The organism is Alcanivorax xiamenensis (assembly GCF_009846745.1).
GTDB lineage: Bacteria > Pseudomonadota > Gammaproteobacteria > Pseudomonadales > Alcanivoracaceae > Alloalcanivorax > Alloalcanivorax xiamenensis.
Map to the genome: position 1 here is coordinate 1 of NZ_AQPF01000013.1, position 17347 is coordinate 17347.

Annotated in this window: 14 protein-coding genes; 5 read left to right on the top strand and 9 right to left on the bottom strand. The window is 62.3% G+C overall.

All coding sequences use genetic code 11. The features are described from left to right. Nucleotides 1-96: 96 nt before the first annotated feature. Nucleotides 97-597 (top strand): sll1863 family stress response protein, encoded by a 501-nt coding sequence (locus tag A6D6_RS10145; RefSeq protein ID WP_133491267.1) that lies wholly within the window; start codon nucleotides 97-99, stop codon nucleotides 595-597. Nucleotides 598-704: 107 nt separating this feature from the next. Here A6D6_RS10145 and recG read toward each other — a convergent pair whose 3' ends face one another. Both recG and A6D6_RS10155 read right to left on the bottom strand, forming a co-directional pair. Beyond that, nucleotides 705-2777 (bottom strand): ATP-dependent DNA helicase RecG, encoded by a 2073-nt coding sequence (gene recG / locus A6D6_RS10150; protein ID WP_133491268.1) that lies wholly within the window; start codon nucleotides 2775-2777, stop codon nucleotides 705-707. Nucleotides 2778-2827: 50 nt separating this feature from the next. Continuing rightward, nucleotides 2828-3730: a hydrogen peroxide-inducible genes activator gene (locus A6D6_RS10155; RefSeq protein WP_133491269.1), complete on the bottom strand. Its 903-nt coding sequence runs from the start codon at nucleotides 3728-3730 to the stop codon at nucleotides 2828-2830. A gap of 50 nt (nucleotides 3731-3780) precedes the next feature. On the opposite strand from A6D6_RS10155, the gene A6D6_RS10160 reads away from it, so the two are divergent. From A6D6_RS10160 to A6D6_RS10170, 3 genes are all read left to right on the top strand, one after another. Further along, on the top strand, nucleotides 3781-4596 hold the full coding sequence (locus A6D6_RS10160) for an NAD-dependent epimerase/dehydratase family protein (RefSeq protein ID WP_133491270.1): 816 nt from the start codon (nucleotides 3781-3783) through the stop codon (nucleotides 4594-4596). A gap of 766 nt (nucleotides 4597-5362) precedes the next feature. Next, the gene (purE, locus tag A6D6_RS10165) at nucleotides 5363-5854 is read left to right on the top strand and encodes a 5-(carboxyamino)imidazole ribonucleotide mutase (RefSeq protein WP_026948870.1); all 492 of its coding nucleotides are present in this window, start codon (nucleotides 5363-5365) and stop codon (nucleotides 5852-5854) included. After that, nucleotides 5854-6957, top strand: coding sequence for a 5-(carboxyamino)imidazole ribonucleotide synthase (locus A6D6_RS10170; RefSeq protein WP_159660672.1), 1104 nt, complete (start codon nucleotides 5854-5856; stop codon nucleotides 6955-6957). The genes purE and A6D6_RS10170 overlap by 1 nt, the downstream gene beginning before the upstream one ends. A gap of 173 nt (nucleotides 6958-7130) precedes the next feature. On the opposite strand, the gene A6D6_RS10175 is transcribed toward A6D6_RS10170, so the two are convergent. The 3 genes from A6D6_RS10175 to A6D6_RS10185 form a co-directional block, all read right to left on the bottom strand. Further along, on the bottom strand, nucleotides 7131-8552 hold the full coding sequence (locus tag A6D6_RS10175) for an alpha/beta hydrolase family protein (RefSeq protein ID WP_159660673.1): 1422 nt from the start codon (nucleotides 8550-8552) through the stop codon (nucleotides 7131-7133). Nucleotides 8553-8788: 236 nt separating this feature from the next. After that, entirely contained in the window at nucleotides 8789-10567 is a 1779-nt protein-coding gene (locus A6D6_RS10180; protein ID WP_159660674.1) for a poly(ethylene terephthalate) hydrolase family protein, read from the bottom strand. Nucleotides 10568-10864: 297 nt separating this feature from the next. Next, nucleotides 10865-11251 carry a RidA family protein gene (locus tag A6D6_RS10185; protein WP_159660675.1) on the bottom strand — a complete coding sequence of 129 codons (387 nt, stop codon included), beginning with the start codon at nucleotides 11249-11251 and terminating at the stop codon, nucleotides 10865-10867. 211 nt (nucleotides 11252-11462) lie between these two features. Between A6D6_RS10185 and A6D6_RS10190 the strand changes: the two genes are divergently transcribed. Further along, nucleotides 11463-11942, top strand: coding sequence for a YchJ family protein (locus tag A6D6_RS10190; RefSeq protein ID WP_236564069.1), 480 nt, complete (start codon nucleotides 11463-11465; stop codon nucleotides 11940-11942). A 145-nt stretch (nucleotides 11943-12087) separates the two neighbouring features. Here the strand turns inward: A6D6_RS10190 and spoT are convergent, their stop codons facing one another. The 4 genes from spoT to A6D6_RS10210 all read right to left on the bottom strand — a co-directional run bounded on the left by spoT (nucleotide 12088) and on the right by A6D6_RS10210 (nucleotide 17192). Continuing rightward, entirely contained in the window at nucleotides 12088-14196 is a 2109-nt protein-coding gene (gene spoT, locus A6D6_RS10195; RefSeq protein ID WP_133493399.1) for a bifunctional GTP diphosphokinase/guanosine-3',5'-bis pyrophosphate 3'-pyrophosphohydrolase, read from the bottom strand. Nucleotides 14197-14572: 376 nt separating this feature from the next. Further along, nucleotides 14573-14836, bottom strand: coding sequence for a DNA-directed RNA polymerase subunit omega (gene rpoZ / locus A6D6_RS10200; RefSeq protein ID WP_133493400.1), 264 nt, complete (start codon nucleotides 14834-14836; stop codon nucleotides 14573-14575). 50 nt (nucleotides 14837-14886) lie between these two features. After that, entirely contained in the window at nucleotides 14887-15519 is a 633-nt protein-coding gene (gene gmk, locus A6D6_RS10205; RefSeq protein ID WP_133493401.1) for a guanylate kinase, read from the bottom strand. A gap of 272 nt (nucleotides 15520-15791) precedes the next feature. After that, on the bottom strand, nucleotides 15792-17192 hold the full coding sequence (locus tag A6D6_RS10210; protein WP_201303755.1) for an aminotransferase-like domain-containing protein: 1401 nt from the start codon (nucleotides 17190-17192) through the stop codon (nucleotides 15792-15794). Nucleotides 17193-17347 lie beyond the last annotated feature (155 nt).

Consider the following 17347-nt stretch of genomic DNA (forward strand, 5'->3'; position numbering starts at 1 on the left):
CGGTGGCGTAAAGATCGTGAACAGGCTCTTACAGTCTTTTGCACGAAAGCGCCGCGCAAATCGGCACAATAGAGGCTGTGCTATAGGAGAGTTTTTATGCGTCATTCCCTCTTGATGGCGGCGACGTTGATGGTGGCGACGACCTCGCTGAGCTGGGCGCAAAGCGACACCACCGAAGGCGTCCCCAATGTGAAGCAGCCTGACCAGGAGAACGTTCAGGCGCAGTTGAACGACACCTGGCAGGAAATCCGCAACTACGGCGTGGAGCAAAAGGAACGTGCTCTCGAGGCGGCTCGCCAGGGGCTCGACATGCTCGATGAGAACATCGACGAGCTGCAGAAAGACATGGACGAGGGCTGGGACACTCTGTCCGAGCAGGCCCGCGCGAACAAGGAGCAGGCGCTGGAGAACCTGAAGAAGCAGCGCGAGGAACTGGGCAAGGAGTACAGCGAACTTCAGGAGGCCACGCGCGGAAACTGGGAAGCGGCGAAGAGCCGTTTCGGTCAGGCTTGGGAGGCCGCCAAGGACGGCTGGCGGGAACTGACCAGGCCGGCGGAAAAAAGTGACGCCAAGGACGACGGCACTATTTCCATCTAAGCGTTAGTGCTCCATCAGGCATCGAGACGATCATTCGCCGCCAAGGCAGCTTCCCACGGAGGGGCTACGGAGCCGCTGTGGGAAGCTGCCTTGGCGGCGAATACAGTCTAAATATCCGCGTAATCCTCGCCGCCGTTGAGCCATCGGCGCAACAAACGTTCCACCCGCGCCGGGTGGCGTGCCAACAAGGTCTCGGCCAACTCGCGAGCCGGCTCCATCAGGGCCTCATCGCGAACCAGGTCGGCGATGCGGAAGGCCAGCTCCCCGGTCTGCCGCGTGCCGAGCCATTCGCCGGGGCCGCGCAGTTTCAGATCTTCCTCGGCGATGACGAAGCCGTCGGTGGTCTCCCGCATCACCGCCAAGCGCCGCTTGGCGGTCTGCGACAGCGGGGTTTGATACAGCAGCAGGCAATAGCTCTGACCTCCGCCCCGGCCCACCCGGCCACGGAGCTGGTGCAACTGCGCCAGCCCCAGACGTTCCGCGTTCTCCATCACCATCAGAGTGGCATTGGGCACGTCCACGCCCACCTCGATAACGGTGGTGGCCACCAGAAGATGCGCTTCGCCAGCAGCGAAGCGCGCCATTCGCTGCGCTTTGTCCTTTGCCTTCAGGCGGCCGTGTACCAGCTCCACCTTGAGTTCCGGCAGCGCTTCGCGCAGTGTCTCGAAAGCCGCTTCCGCCGCCTGGGCCTGCAACTCGTCGGATTCCTCGATCAGCGTGCACACCCAGTAGGCCTGGGCGCCTTCCAGGCAGGCGGAGCGGATCCGGGCAATCACATCATCACGGCGTGAAGTGGGTAACACCAGGGTTTGAATCGGCTTGCGCCCGGGAGGCATCTCATCGATCACCGAGGTATCCAGATCGCCGTAGACACTCATCGCCAGAGTGCGGGGGATCGGTGTGGCGGTGAGCGTGAGCTGGTGTGGCACCTGGTTGCCGAAACGGCCTTTCTCCCGTAGTGCCAGGCGTTGCTGAACGCCGAAGCGGTGCTGTTCGTCGATGATGATCAGGCCGAGCCGCTGGAAGGCCACCGCGTCCTGGAATAAGGCGTGCGTGCCCACCACCATGGCGGCGCTGCCATCAGCCAGGGCCGCCAGGGTTTCCCGGCGCGCCTTCTGGCCCAGGCTGCCGGCCAGCCAGTGCACCGGAATTCCCAGCGGCGCCAGCCAGTGCTCGAAGTTGGCCCGGTGCTGTTCCGCCAGTAACTCGGTGGGGGCCATCAACGCCACCTGATAGCCCGACTCGATGGCGGTCAGCGCCGCCGCCGCGGCCACCAGCGTCTTGCCCGAGCCCACGTCGCCTTGCAGTAATCGTAGCATGGGATGATCCCGGCGCAGATCGGCGCCAATCTCCTCGATCACCCGGTCCTGCGCGCCGGTGAGCGCGAACGGCAGGCTTTGCAGTAGCTTGCGAAGCAGGGCGTCACCATCGAGAACCGGGGCCGCCAGGGTCTTCTGCCCGGCGCGCTTGGACAGCATGCCCAACTGGTGCGCCACCATTTCTTCCATCACCAGGCGCTTCACCGCCGGATGGTTGCCGTCCAGCAGCAGATCCACCGGGTCCTCGGGACCCGGGTGATGCAACATTTCCAAAGCACTGGCGAGACTGGGCAGGTGTCGCTGATCCAACAGGTCAGCTGGAATCAGATCCTCGGGAACATGCTCGCGCAGAATATCCAGTGCCTGGCCGGCCAGATTGCGCAGTTGCCGCTGGCTGACGCCCTCGGTGGTGGGATAGACCGGAGTCAGCGCCCGCTCCAGCGGCGGCAGGTCCGGGCCGAGCTGATACTCGGGGTGATAGAACTCCAAGCCGGCGGCGCCGGGGCGGGGCTCGCCATAGACCCGGATCGGGCGGCCCTTTTCCAGGTTGTTCTTTTGCGCGGCGCTGAAGTGATAAAAGCGCAGGGACACCAGGCCTGTGCCATCGGCGATCTTGCACAGCAGTGAGCGGCGCTTGCCGAACACCACGTCGGCGGCCAGGATCTCCCCTTCGATCACCACGCCTTGTTCCGGGCGCAGAGCACCGATGGGGGTGATACGGGTACGGTCCTCGTAACGGAACGGCAGGTGGAAGATCACATCTTCCACCGTCCTTAAACCCAGACGTTCCAGTTTCTCCGCGGCTCGGGGGCCGACTCCCTTGAGCCGGGACAGGCCCATTTCCGCCAGTGATACCGCCATTGCTCGCTATGTCGTCGCAGTGAATGGGAGACGGCGGCGCGGAGACAGTCTCAGGCCGCCAGGCCTTCGCGGGGTACCGCGTGGCGCAGCACCTCAATGGCCTTGGGCCGGGGGAAGCTGTCCCGCCAGACCAGGGCGATGGTGCGTGACGGCACCGGTGCGGTGAACGGGCGCACGGCGAAGGTGCTTTTGTCGTAGCCGTGCTGATACAGCGCGGAATCCGGCAACACCGTGATGCCCAGCCCGGACGCGACCATGTGACGCAGGGTTTCCAGGGAGCCGCCCTCGATCTGCACCAGATTGCGCTGGCGCTCGGAATTGATCGCCGGGCACAGCTCCAGCACCTGGTCGCGGAAACAGTGGCCTTCGCCGAGCAGCAGCAGGGTTTCGTCCAGCAACTGCTCAGGACGAATGTGTTGCTGCTTGGTCCACGGATGGCTCGCCGGCAGCAGCACGGAGAAGGATTCCTCGTACATCTTGGCCCGCACCAGGCCGCCACCGGAGAACGGCAGGGCGACGATGATGGCGTCCAATTCCCCGCGTTCCAGTTTGCCGCGCAGCACGTGGGTGTAGTTTTCCTCAATGAACAGCGGCATCTCCGGCGCTTCCGAGTGCACCCGTGGCACCAGGGTCGGGAACAGATAAGGGGCCACGGTGAAGATGGCGCCCACCCGCAGCGGCGAACCGAGCTGGTCGCGCTGGCTCATCGCCATTTGCTCCAGCAAATCGGCCTGTTCCAGTACCCGTTGTGCCTGGGCCACAATAGGCTCCGCCTGGGGCGTGACCACCACCTCCCGTGGGCGGCGCTCGAACAGGGGCATGCCCAGCTGTTCCTCGAGCTTCTTGATGGCGGCGCTGAGCGTGGGCTGACTGACATTGCACACCTGGGCGGCGTGACCGAAGTGGCGCTCGCGAGCCAAAGCGACCAGATAGCGAAGTTCTGTTAGCGTCATGGCAATAATATGTAGAGGCAATTGTGACCATTGTGCCCAAGAGGAAACCGATGAGCCATATCCTAATTGCCGGATTGGGAGATCTGGGCGGCGGCCTGGCGCGGGCGCTGAGTGACGAAGGTCACCGGATCAGTGCCATTCGCCGGAGTCCTCGGGCCCCCAGCGGGGTCCAAGTGTATGCCCAGGACCTGGTTCGCGATACCCCCGTGCTGCCGCCGGAGCCGGTGGACCTGTTGGTGATCGTGATGACGCCGTCGGAATACTCCGAGGCCGGCTATCAGGAGGCTTATGTGACCGCGCCTGGCCGTTTGCTGGACGCCCTGGAGCAGCGCCAACCATTGCCGCCGACCCTGTTTGTCTCCAGCACGGCGGTTTACGGTGATCTGCAAGGGGACGTGGACGAGGACACCTCGCCGTCCCCGCGGCGTTATAACGGGCAGGTGATGCTGGCGGCGGAGGAAGCCATCAGTGCCCGGGCGCCGTCCACGGCGGTACGTTTCTCGGGTATCTATGGACCGGGCCGCACGCGTCTGCTGCGCAAGGTGGAACGGCTCAGCCAGGGACAGGAAGCGCCACCAGCGCCGGTGTGGACCAATCGTATCCACCGGGACGACTGTGTCGGCATGCTGCACACCCTGGCCAGGCGTTGGCTGGCCGGGCAAACGGTGTCACCGGTGGTGCTGGGCACCGACAACCATCCGGTCAGTAATCTGACGGTGTACCGCTATCTGGCCGAGCTGCACGGTTGGCCGCTGACACTGGAGGAGGCCCCGCCCGGCGGCAAGCGGCTGTTCAGCCGGTTTATCGCCGAAGGCGGCTACCGCCTGCGTTATCCGGATTACCGGGCGGGGTATCGGGGCTTGTAGACATAAATCCAGAGGTCATCACTACAAAGTCGCTGTGGGAAGCTGCCTTGGCAGCGAGTCTTGGGCAACGGGAGTCAATTCGCTTGCAAGCAAGCTTCCCACCGCGACTTCGTAGCGCCAACTGTGGCAGCCAGCTTGCAGGCAAGCTACCCGGCTTCGCGGCAATCTCTGTTGGATCTCTAATCCAGGGGTCATCACTACAAAATCGCTGTGGGAAGCTGCCTTGGCAGCGAGTCTTGGGCAACGGGAGTCAATTCGCTTGCAAGCAAGCTTCCCACCGCGACTTCGTAGCGCCAACTGTGGCAGCCAGCTTGCAGGCAAGCTACCCGGCTTCGCGGCAATCTCTGTTGGATCTCTAATCCAGGGGTCATCACTACAAAATCGCTGTGGGAAGCTGCCTTGGCAGCGAATCTTGGGCAACGGGAGCCAATTCGCTTGCAAGCAAGCTTCCCACAGCGACTTCGTAGCGCCAACTGTGGCAGCCAGCTTGCAGGCAAGCTACCCGGCTTCGCGGCAATCTCTGTTGGATCTCTCCGTGAAGCCCGGTTCACGGTGTAGAATGGCCTCCCGCATGGCGCCGGTTCTTGCGCGCCGCCGCGGAATCAGTAGAGTGTGCGCCTTCCGGGCCCGAAAGCGGGTCCATGGGACGTCGGGTAAGCCATTCAGGGTGGGCTGGCGTCCCTCTAATCGGAGCCCAGGCACGGTCACGCCGGGAGCGGGCTCCACAATGGCCGGCCGATGACCGCCGGCACATGGGAGTGAAATGATGACCGTACCCGTAGCTGTTGTAATGGGGTCCCAGTCCGACTGGGACACCATGAAAGAGGCCTGTGACGCCCTTAGCCAATTCGCGGTGGGCTGGAAAGCCCAGGTGGTATCCGCCCACCGCACACCCGAGCGCCTGTTCGAATTTTCCCGCAATGCCGCCGACGAGGGCTACCGCATTATCATCGCCGGCGCCGGCGGCGCCGCCCATCTGCCGGGCATGATCGCTTCCATGACGCCGCTGCCGGTGCTGGGCGTGCCGGTGCAGAGCCGTGCTCTGTCCGGTCTCGACAGTCTTCTGTCCATCGTGCAAATGCCCAAGGGCGTGGCGGTGGGCACCCTGGCCATCGGTACCGCCGGGGCCTATAACGCCGGCCTGCTGGCGGCGCAGATGCTGGGCAGCCACGATGACGCGCTGCGCCAGCGCATCGCCGAGTGGAAAGCCGCCCGCGCTGATGAGGTACTGGCCAACGCGGATCTGGGGCAGGGCTGATGAATCGGGTACTGGTATTGGGTGGAGGCCAATTGGGCCTGATGATGGCGGAAGCCGGGGCCCGGCTGGGTCTGGTGGTGGATCGTTACGATCCGGAGCGGGCCTTGTTGCTGCCTGGCACGTCCGACCTGCCGGTACCCATTGATCTGCAGACCTGCCTGGACCGCTATCCGGTGATCACCGTGGAACGGGAAGCCTTTCCCGATAGCGGTCTTTCCGCCGAGCTGGCCCGCAGCGACCGCTGTGTGGCCCGGGGTGCCCTGAAGGTCATTCCGGACCGCTTCGATCAGAAAACCATGCTCGACAAACTCGGCATTCCCACCGCCGAATGGATGAATCTGGATCGCGCCGAGGATCTGGACGCCGCCATTCAGCGTTTTGGCGGTGTGGTGGTGAAAGCGCGCAGTGGCGGCTACGACGGCCGTGGCACCTGGATTCTGGATGCCGGTGACGACACCTCGGTGGTGCCGGTGACGGAACTGGCCGGCCAGGCCATCATCGAGCGGAAAGTGCCGTTCCGGCGTGAACTTTCCATCGTCGGAGCGCGCAATTTGCAGGGCGATACACTGTTTTACCCGTTGACCCGCAACTGGCACGTGGATGGCATTCTGCGCTTGAGCCTGGCACCTGCCCGTGCCTGTGAGACCTTGCAGCAACCCGCCGAAGCCATGCTCAAGGGCATCATGGAAGAGCTGGATTATGCCGGCGTGATGGCGGTGGAGTTCTTCGAGGAAGACGGCCAACTGGTGGTCAACGAGATCGCACCGCGCGTGCACAATTCCGGCCACTGGACCCATGAAGGCGCCGACTGGTCGCAGTTCGACCTGCACGTGCATGCCCTTGCCGGGGTGCCATTACACGCGGTGAACGTGCACGGCCCTGCCGCCATGGTGAACCTGATCGGCACGCCGTTTGACCAGGCCTGGCTGCAACATCCGGGGGTGGTGCATTGGTACGGCAAATCCGTGCGCCCAGGGCGCAAGCTGGGGCACGCCAATCTGGTGGCCGACACCTTGGAGGCACTGCGCGGAGGGCTGCGTGCCTGGGCCGACGTGCTGCCGGAAGGGTTCGAGGCGGTGCTGGATTCGGAACTGGGGCTCTAGAGATCGCGGCCGTGGACCGCTGGCACGCTAAGCCCGCTTCCCACAAGAGGGCTACAGGGTCGCTGTGGGAGCTGCTTTAGCAGCGAATAGCGTGCCAGCGTGTTGCGTGTAAGCGTGTCTGCGAACGGTGGCACACTACCCGCTCACAGACCGCGATTACTCTTCCAGTTCAATCAAGAGCAGGTGGGCAGGCCAGGCCGGTCCTCGCTGGTGAACTGACACCCGTAGTTGGGACTGGCCACCGTGGCCGGGTCGAGAATCTCATCCCCCGTCGGCTTCACCGAGTTTTGTTCCCAGTCGATCATGTCGGCGAAGGCCGCTTCCTGTTCTTCCTGGGTGAAATCACAATGCCCCGGAGATCGCAGTGCCCGCTGCACCAGCCAGGTATCGCTGCCGTTGGCCGTGGCACGCTCGCGGTAGATTTGGGCATGGCGGAACGGCACGTACAAATCCCCCAGGCCCTGCAGGCTTACCACCGGAATGGTGAATTCGCCGTTGAGCACCGGAATCCAGCGCAGACCGTCACTGCGCAGGCCATTGGCCGCAGGGTTCTCCTCCACTCTCAGGATGGTGTCGTTGAAGGCCTGTTCCTCGGCGGTGAGAGCGGGGTCGTTATCAAACTGATAGGTGACGCCGGCATTGCCGGTGAGATTGTCGGCGAGGATGCCGTTGACGGTGCCGTCGCGTCCGCCGGTGCCCATCACCACACCCCAATAGTAAGTGCGGAAACCAATGTCCGCGATGGGCCGTTCGCCGCCGGACAGATGGCGGGAGAGCGCCATCATTTTCTCGCCTTCCTCCGAGGGTGTGCCCAGGGTGGCGGGAGTGGGAACCTCGTCCCACAGCACGGCATTGATGGCATCCACATCGAAATTGGTGGCCGGCATGCCTTCCAGCGGTGGCACGCTGTTGTCCGCGGTATGCGCCAGATGCTGAGCGGCCATGGTGAACCAGGCCAGATAATTGAACTCAAGCGTGTCCGCCACCACGCCGCACATGGGTACGGCGCCGTCGTAGTGCACGACGTTGTTGGCGGTGTCGTAGGTTTCCTGCTCGATGGCGGCGGCGGTGACATGGCCGCCCATGGAATGGCCGGTGATATAGATCTTGCTCGGAGGATCCAGATCGCGGCTGTTGGCACTGGCTATCTCGTTGAAGGCCAGAGCCAGTTCGTTGGTGTCCTCCACGCCGGTGCGAACGTCATAGTAGTTGGTGGAGTAGCTGGAGGCCGCCCAGGCGTAGCCGTTGTCCAGGAACCAGGCCCGCAGGCTCGGGTTGGACACGGTCAGGGTCTCGCCCTCGCCACGATAACCGTGAGCGTACATCACCAGTTTGCCGTTCCAGTTTTCCGGCACTTCCATTCGATAACCGGCGCCGCTGGGCCTTACACCCCACCAGCGACTGGCGTTCTGATGACCTTCCTGGACTTCGAACGGCAGGCTGGTCTCGTCTATCGTGAAGGTGCGCTCATCCTGAGCGCGGCTGGGATCGGTGGGGGGTGGATTCCGGTCACTGTCACTGCCGCAGGCGATGAGGCCAGCGGCGAGCAAGCCCATGGCCAGAGATTTAAGAGATATAACGGAATGCGAGTCCATCTGGTGTCTCCCTGTCTTTATTGGTGTTATGTAAATATTTTTTGTTGTGTTTCGCTCTGCGGAATAGTCTTTCTATAAAGCGAAACGCACTCAATATGAGAGGCGGTTACGATGGCGTCAAGCTGTGAAAGGGAAGAGGCGGGACCTTAATCGCAAAGCGTGGCCGAATCACAAGAGCGGGTCGGGAGCGATGCGGAGGGGGCGGCTGAGCACCCCCTCCGCGAGGCGACTTTAAGTTAGAAATCCACCCGTTGCATGGCCAGATCGGTGATCTGAACGGTACCGGCGGTGGTTTGATCGAACACCAGCTCCACCGCGTTGAGGTGGGTGAAGTCCACGCCCTCGAAAGCGGTAAGTGGAATGGAGACGGCATTCAACGTGGTTTTTTGCGAGCCGTGGTTGGCATCGTCGTAGAAGGTGTGCCCCGGCGGGTAGAACAGGCCGTTGCCGTAATCGCTGGCGACCACCGCGGCACGATTGCCGTCCATGTCCTCAAGCACCACCTGGAAGTCCTGGCCGTCGATATTGTCGGTGTCACCGTGGGAGATGCCGACGCGCACCGACAGCACCTGATAACCGGTGGCGTCAGTGCTCAGCAACTCGGAGCGATAGGTGGCGGCGGTATCCCAGACCATGAACAGCTGTTCGGCGATGTTGAAGGTTGGCGTGGCCACGTCGCAGCCTTCGCCGGGGCGGCCGTTGGTCTGGCAGATGCCGAAATTGGAGAAGCCGTCGAACCGCACCGCGCCGCCAAGGTTGTTGGTGGTCAGGCTGGCGGGATCCAGCGTGTCGTCAATCACCAGCCGTTGCGCGGCGGGTGCGTGCACGCTGAGCAGGAAGCGGTCATCGCAGGAGGTCTCTCCGGCCGGGCAAAGCGTTTCCGGCACCGGTGTCCGACCATTCCAGTAGGCGCCGAATTCGTCCTCGCCGCCGATGAAGTAGCGGAAGAAGGAAGCGATGAAAAACAATCCGTGGGCCTGCTGCATTTCCGGTGTATCGCGGCCGTTGCCGGCGGCGTTCTCGCCGCACCAGGGGTCATCGCCGTCGCTGTCCAGAATGGTCCAGTCATCCGGGCGGGTATCGGTGGTCCAGACGGTGTTGTAGTAATTATGGTTGGCGCCCATCGGAATCAGCTGGAATTTGGCGTAGGGGTCGTTGTCCACGGCGTAGCGGCTGGTGTCATAGGCGAAGTTGCCCATAAGGTCTTCCACGTCACCATCGCAGTACCCGGCCAGGGACAGAAAGTTAACGTTGCTGACGGTCTGGGTGTTGTAGTCGGTGGGAGCCAGGGCGAACACCGCCGTGATGTTGTGAGGCTCGGGTTGAGCGCGGTTGTACAGCACGGTCTGGTTGACCCCTTCGCCGCCCCGGGAGTGCCCCATGATGCCGATCCGGCTCATATCCAGCTTGCCCATCAGGTCGTCCAGACCGTTACCGCCGGCCTGGTTGATGGCACGAAACTCATCCAGATGGCGGACCACCAGCATGGCTCGCGCCAGGGCACCGGTGTCGCCGTTGCTCGGGCCGCTGTCATGGTCGTTGATGTCGTTGGCGTCCACGGAGATGACGGCATAGCCGTGGCTGGCCAGATTCTCTGAAATGTACTGGTAACCCCGATAGCTGGGGATCGGGTTTTCGCAGTCGTCATCGTCGATGCCGCGACCGTCGTAACAGGTGCCATGGCGGCCATGCAGGAACAGCACCACCGGGAAGGGGCCGGCTTCGTTCTCGGGGTACTGGATATAGCCGTGAATGTCGGTTTCGTAGCTGTCGCCGTTCTTGTTGTCGACGACGGTCATTCGGCCGAACTGGTATTCGTTCTCCGAAACGCCATAGTCGCCAGTGGCGGCGGCATCGGCGGCCACCGTGTTGGTGATCGGGTCCGGTTCGGTCTTGGCGACCGGTGGCGCGTTGTCGGAGGAGTTGTCGCCACCACAACCGCTGAGAAGCAGAGAGATAAAAAGATAAAAGGCGCCCGCGCCCTTGGCTGACACGGGCGGTATATTGATGCTCATGATGTTTTTCCCCTTTAACTGATATCGGCAAGCGTCCAAGAAGGACCGGGCGAATAAGGCAATAGAGATGCCATTTCCTGGATGGTGTCAGGGGAAAACAAACCGGAGAGTAGGTAAGGTTCTGTTTTAAAAGTGGATTCTGTTTTCGGAAAAACCGAAGGGGTTGCTTTCCGGTGAGATGAGGAGCGGCTGGAGAGAAGCAAGCGCGGCGATAAGCCGGTGCAGAGGAACGAAAAAAGGGCACCCCATGGGATGCCCCTGACTAAAAGCGGTGCAAGGATATTGCCATTAAATCGGTCAGGCGATATCCATGATGCCGTCCATTTCCACCCCGGCGCCTTTCGGCAGGGTGGCCACGCCGATGGCGGCGCGGGCGGGATAGGGTTGCTGGAAGTAACTGGCCATCACTTCATTGACCAAAGCGAAATGGCTGAGGTCGGTGAGGAAAATGTTGAGTTTGACGATGTCCTGCAGACCGCCACCAGCGGCCTGGCAGACCGCCGCCAGATTGTCGAACACGCGGCGGATCTGGGCTTCCATGTCGCCTTCCACCAACGTCATGGTGGCGGGGTCCAGCGGAATCTGGCCGGACAGGTACACCGTGGAACCGGCCTTGATGGCCTGGGAATAGGTGCCGATAGCCGCCGGCGCCTGGTCGGTATTGATTACGGAACGATTGGACATGGTAATTCGATACTTGCGTGTGAATGACGGCGCCCCGATAACCCGGTGACGCGGAACAAAGAAGCTATGCTGGCATGCGAGGCCAGGAGGCGCAATAGACCGCGGTGTCGCCGGCCCGCCGCCTGGACCAGGCTCCTGCGGCGGCTTCGTGGTCCGTTTCGCTGCGAATTGCGGGATAACCGTGGCCCACTGGTGAGGCGCATCCCTTATAATGGCGCTCACCAAAGCCGCTGTTTTGATCCACCTTGCCATGCCTTTGTGCCCCTGCCAGTCCGGCCTTGATTACGAGCAATGCTGCCAGCCCCTGCACCGGGGGGCTCCGGCGCCCACGCCCGAAGCGCTGATGCGTTCCCGCTACAGTGCTTTTGTCCTCAACGATGGGGCCTACGTAAAGGCCTCCTGGCACCCGTCCACCCGGCCTGAATCCCTGACGCTGGAAGAGGGCGATCAATGGCTCGGCCTGGAGGTGGTAAGCAGCGAGCAAAACGGGGATGAGGGCCGGGTGCGTTTTCGCGCCACCTGCCGTGAGGGCGCTGGCTTCGCCGTGCTGGAAGAGCGCTCGCGGTTTCTGCGTGAAGACGGTCATTGGCTCTACCTGGACGGAGAACACGAAGTCCGGCCGCTTAAACCCGGCCGGAACGACCCGTGTCCCTGTGGCAGCGGCAAAAAGCATAAGAAGTGCTGCGGGTGAAAGGTTTTCCGCATTGAATCCAGAGATGGCTACGCAGCCACTGTGGGAAGCTTGCTTGCAAGCGAATAAGACACCTGAGTGAGCCCCATTCGCTTGCAAGCAAGCTTCCCACAGTGGCTTCGTGGTCAGGCCTGGGGGAAGAGCCTCACAGCCGGTGAATGCGAACGATGTTATCCAGTACCCGCAGGCGTTTGATGATGCGCGCCAGATGGATGCGGTCCTTCACCGTGAGGGTGACATTGAGAAGGGATAGCGTGGGGTCCTTGTCGGACATGTCGATGGTATCGATGTTGGAACCCAGCTCGGTGACGCTGTTGGCCAGAGTGGCGAGCACGCCGCGTTTGTTGACCAGTTCGATACGCAGGCCGGCGGTGAATTCCTGCTCCGCTTCCCGCTCCCAGCTCAGAGCGATGCATTTTTCCGGCGCGTTGCGCATCTCCGCCAGCAGATTCTTGCAGGTGTCGCGGTGTACCACGATGCCGCGTCCCGCGCTGAGATGGCCCAGAATGGTATCGCCGGGCAGCGGGTAGCAGCATTTGGCGTAGGTCACCATCAGGCCTTCGCTGCCGCGGATCGCCAGCGGCCGCCGGTCGTCCTCTTCCTGCCGGGCCTCACCGTGGTTGCCCATCATCTTGCGGGCCACCAGCGGTGCCAGCCGGTTGCCCATGCCAATGTCTTCCAGCAACTCGTCCAGGCTGTGTTGATCGTTGCTATCCAGCTCGGCGCGGATCACCGTTTCCGGCAGATGCTCCAGGCTGCTTTCGTAGGCCGCCAGGGCCTTGTCCAGCAGTCTTTGCCCCAGTTCGCGGGCGTCTTCCCGGCGCTGCTGCTTGAGGAAGTGGCGAATATTGGAGCGGGCCTTGCCGGTGACGACAAAGTTGAGCCAGGCTGGATTGGGGGTGGCGTTGGGAGCGGTGATGATCTTCACCGTTTGCCCCGACTCCAGCGGCGTGGACAGCGCCGCCAGCTTGCCGTCCACCCGGGCCGCCACGCAACGGTTGCCCACCTTGGTGTGTACCGCGTAGGCGAAGTCCACCGGGGTGGCACCGGCGGGAAGCTCCTTGATGTCGCCTTTGGGAGTGAACACGTAGGCTTCGTCGGGGAACAGGTCGACTTTGACGTTTTCGATGAACTCCATCGAGTTGCCGGCCTTTTGCTGCATCTCCAGCAGCCGCTGCATCCAGGACTGTGCCCGGGTGTGTGTCGGGGAGCCGGGCTTCTCCTCGGTCTTGTACAGCCAATGGGCGGCGATGCCGTTGTTGGCCATCGCTTCCATTTCCTCGGTGCGGATCTGGATTTCCAGCGGAATCCCGGAGTGGGCCTTCAGGGTGGTATGCAGGGATTGGTAGCCGTTGGCCTTGGGAATGGCCACATAGTCCTTGAACCGGCCCGGAATCGGAATGAAATAATTGTGCACCGCGCCGAGCGCCCGATAGCAGGTGTCCACGCGGTCGACGATGATGCGGAAGCCAAACACGTCCATGATTTCCGAGAACGGTTTGTGCTGCTCCTTCATCTTGTTGTAAATGCTGTACAGGTGTTTCTCGCGCCCCAGCACCCGGGCTTCAATGCCTTCCTGCTTGAGGCAGTGTTCGATGCTGGTCTTGATCGAGGAGAGGATTTCCTTGCGGTTGCCCCGGGCGGAGCGCACCGCCTGGCCGATCAATCTGGCCCGCATCGGATGGATGGCATGGAAGGCCAGATCCTCATACTCCACTCGCATGTTGTACATGCCCAGGCGGAAGGCGATCGGTGCGTAGATTTCCAGGGTTTCGGTGGCGATACGGCGCCGCTTGTCGGGATTCATCACATGCAGCGTGCGCATGTTGTGCAGGCGATCAGCGAGCTTCACCAGGATCACGCGGATGTCCCGCGTCATCGCCAGGATCATCTTGCGCAGATTTTCCGCCTGCTGCTCCGCCTTGGACTCGAACTTGATCTGGGCGATTTTGGAGACACCGTCGACCAGCTCCGCCACTTCCTCACTGAACTCCGCCGCCAGTTGTTCCTTGGAGACGCCGGTATCCTCGATCACGTCGTGCAGCATGGCCGCCATCAGCGAGGCATGGTCCATATGCATATCGGTGAGAATGTTGGCTACCGCCAGGGGGTGCGTGATGTACGGGTCCCCGGTCCGTCGATACTGGCCCTCGTGAGCGGTCTCGGCGAAATAGTAGGCGCGCACCACCGGGGCGATCTGCTCGTCCGTCAGGTAGCTGCGCAAACGTTTTTCCAGGTTATGGATGGTGGACAAGGGCTCTCATCACGCCGCCAGGGCGAATCCATGTATGCAAAGGACGCTTCATGCATCCGCGCTGATCATCGCGGTATGCGGTATACAGTCCTAGCTTAAGGTTTGCCGCGACAATTTGTCTACGTTATTGCCGTGAGTCATTGAAAAGGCAACGTTTTTTGCCGTGATAGGCCAAAGCTATGCGCGTTGGTGGGAAAATGGGCGGAGATAGAGGGGGATCGCCACGGGTTGCCGGGCTCGGCGTTGGCCGCGAAGCCGCTGTGGGAGCTTGCTTGCAAGCGAAGGGCTAACGGCCGAGGGGGCATTCGCGGCCAAGGCCGCTTCCCACAGCGGTTTCGTGGTCCGGCCCGTGCAAAGGCCGGGACCACGATTTTGCTTATTCGCCGAAGGAGCGGGTCAACAGCGCCAGATCATCGACTTCGCTGTCATGCTCCAGGGCGGCGGCATCCAGGCTTTCGCTGGTCACATGCCCTTCGGCGATCTCACGCAGCGCCACCACGGTGGGCTTGTCGTTCTCCCAGGCTACCCGCGGCTCTTTGCCGCCGGTCTGCAGCTGGCGCGCGCGCCGGCTGGATACCAGTACCAGCTCAAAGCGGTTGTCCAGCTGTTCCAGGCAATCTTCTACGGTTACACGGGCCACGGTGTTCTCCTCCGGTTGGTCATCATCGACCAGACATAAGGGCGGGGATTTTACCGGGTTTCGCCATCGGACAACAAGTCCGCCAGTACCGCCGCCTGGCGCACCGCCTGGCGATGGGTGGTCAGCCGGCGGGCCTCGACGATGGCGGCCAGCTCATGCAGGGCGCGTTCGAAGTTATCGTTGACCACCAGGTAGTCGAATTCGCCGTAGTGGCTCATCTCTTCCCGGGCTCCGGCCAGGCGCTTGCGGATCACCCCGTCGTCATCGGAGGCGCGGCTGCGGAGGCGCTGCTCCAGGGTTTTCAGGCACGGCGGCAGAATGAAGATGCTGACCGCCTCGGGCATTTGCCGGCGGACCTGGGCGGCGCCTTGCCAGTCGATCTCCAGTATCACGTCCTCGCCGTCCCTCAGGGTGTCGGCAACCCAGTCGGCGCTGGTGCCGTAGAGATTGCCGAACACGTCCGCATGCTCCAGGAACCGGCCCTGTTCCACCAGTCTCACGAACGATTCGCGGCTGGTGAAATGGTAGTTCAGGCCATCGGTTTCGCCGTCGCGCCGGTCCCGGGTGGTATGGGAAATGGAAATCCGCAGACGCGGCAGTTTTTCCACCAGCGCAGCCATCAGGGAGGTCTTGCCGGCCCCGGAGGGCGCGGAAACGATGTACAGGGTGCCAATGTCGGCCATAACGTATATTCCTGTTTCTCGTGACGCGGACGGGAGCGAGGCAGCGAAAACTCTGCCGGACTGGCCGCGAAAACGGGCATTATAGGAGCAAAGCCGGTGGCCCGTCATGGGCGCCCGGGATGGGGAGTGGCTATGCCGGATCTGCCAGAAAGCCCGATCAGTGCCACCGTGGATTACCATCGGGATGGTGTGCAGCAGTCGCCATGGGGGATACTTTCGCGGTGCTGGCGGTGGAAACGGAGATACCGGAGTGACCTGTAAGTATCGCCCCGTCAGTTTGGGGAGCGATGACCGGGCAAACTGGCTCGAAACGCCGGGTCGTCCAGGTAGGCGACGTTGAGGCGGGTCCAGGGCACGACCTTTTTCCTGTCGACGGAAAAGATCGAGCCTGGCGCCAGCATCACTCCTTTGTCCAAACAGCGCCGGGTCAGTTCATTGGCGTCGTCGATGCCGGGGAAGCGGGCCCAGACATAGAGGCTCTGGTCGGGGCGGTGGAACACCTCGGCACCGAGCTCATCCAGTACCGCCAGACCCCGTTCCGTGGCTTCCCGGAGTCGTTTCTGTAAACGCGCCAGATGCCGAAGATAGTGACCTTCGCGCAGAATAATATTGACCAGTCTCTCCGAATACTCGGCGCCGCTGGTGTGCAACAGCATCTTTACGTCCGCCAGTTCACTGATTAGCCCTTCCTCGCCGGCGACGAAACCGACTCTCAGTGCCGCTGAAACCGGTTTGGAGAAGCTGCCGACATAAAGAGTGCGTTGGAGTTGATCCAAGGCGGACAGTTTTGTGCAGGAACTGAGTTTGAAGTCCGCCATGGCGTCGTTTTCCACAACGATCAGATTATGGCGTCGGGCCAGCGCCAGAATTCGTTCCGCCTTGGTAGTGGAAAGGTCGGTGCCGGTGGGGTTGTGGCCGACCGACTGCATGAAGAACAAGCGCGGCTTTTCACGGGCCAGGAGCCGGGCGAGCTGTTCGGTGTCCGGTCCGTCCACCTGCCGGGTAACCGGCAGCATGCGGGCCCCCTGAAGTTGCAGCTTGCCGAACAGCGGATAGTACCCCGGGCTTTCCACCAACACCGGGTCTCCGGGTTTGACGAACCGCCGGATTACCAGATCCATGCCATGGTTGGCGCCGAAAGTGGTGGCGATCTGTGCGGTGGTGGTGCTGATGCCGTAGCCGGCCAGCTTTCTGACCAGTTGTTGTCGCAAATTGATATTGCCCAGCCGGTCACCATAGCGGAATAGCGTGGCCACGCCGCTGCGCACCACCTGGCGGCTGAACTTGTCCAGCCGCATATCCATCAACCACTCCACTGGCGGAAACCCTTCGCCCAAATGGGAATGCCCGGGCTCGCGCACGAATTGCTGACGCATCATCCAGATCGTGTCCAGAGCGCGGGCATACGGGGGTGGTTCGGGGCCGGTGTCGTCATTGTTCTCCGGCGGCGCGCAGACGAAAAAGCCCTTGCCGTGCCGTGCCTCGATGAGCCCCTCCGCGGCGAGGTACTCGTAGGCGGTGATCACGGTGTTCTTGGAATGACCATGCAGGCGTGTGTATTCGCGCAGGGAGGGCAACTTGTCACCCTGGCGCAGCGCGCCTTCGGCGATCTGTTCGGCGATGTTGGCGGCGACCCGTTGGGCCAGCGTTTGGCGATGCAGGGGAAGGGCCACGGGGAGTTCCGTTGTGGTTGTGGCGGGTTGGGAGGACTGTTTGCCGTAACTGTACCTTTTTGATGGGTACAGGTGAAGCTATCGTAACGATCAATCCGGCGTGTGCGATTCCGCCAAGCCAACGCCAACCACCTAACAACAATGACGTCACAGAG

Bases quoted from the DNA above. Each gene is read 5' to 3' on its own strand.
- A6D6_RS10185 (WP_159660675.1), bottom strand. From the start codon at position 11,251: ATGTCCAATCGTTCCGTAATCAATACCGACCAGGCGCCGGCGGCTATC.
- purE (WP_026948870.1), top strand. From the start codon at position 5,363: ATGACCGTACCCGTAGCTGTTGTAATGGGGTCCCAGTCCGACTGGGAC.
- A6D6_RS10160 (WP_133491270.1), top strand. From the start codon at position 3,781: ATGAGCCATATCCTAATTGCCGGATTGGGAGATCTGGGCGGCGGCCTG.
- A6D6_RS10190 (WP_236564069.1), top strand. From the start codon at position 11,463: ATGGCGCTCACCAAAGCCGCTGTTTTGATCCACCTTGCCATGCCTTTG.
- A6D6_RS10155 (WP_133491269.1), bottom strand. From the start codon at position 3,730: ATGACGCTAACAGAACTTCGCTATCTGGTCGCTTTGGCTCGCGAGCGC.
- A6D6_RS10145 (WP_133491267.1), top strand. From the start codon at position 97: ATGCGTCATTCCCTCTTGATGGCGGCGACGTTGATGGTGGCGACGACC.
- A6D6_RS10180 (WP_159660674.1), bottom strand. From the start codon at position 10,567: ATGAGCATCAATATACCGCCCGTGTCAGCCAAGGGCGCGGGCGCCTTT.
- gmk (WP_133493401.1), bottom strand. From the start codon at position 15,519: ATGGCCGACATTGGCACCCTGTACATCGTTTCCGCGCCCTCCGGGGCC.
- recG (WP_133491268.1), bottom strand. From the start codon at position 2,777: ATGGCGGTATCACTGGCGGAAATGGGCCTGTCCCGGCTCAAGGGAGTC.
- A6D6_RS10170 (WP_159660672.1), top strand. From the start codon at position 5,854: ATGAATCGGGTACTGGTATTGGGTGGAGGCCAATTGGGCCTGATGATG.
- A6D6_RS10175 (WP_159660673.1), bottom strand. From the start codon at position 8,552: ATGGACTCGCATTCCGTTATATCTCTTAAATCTCTGGCCATGGGCTTG.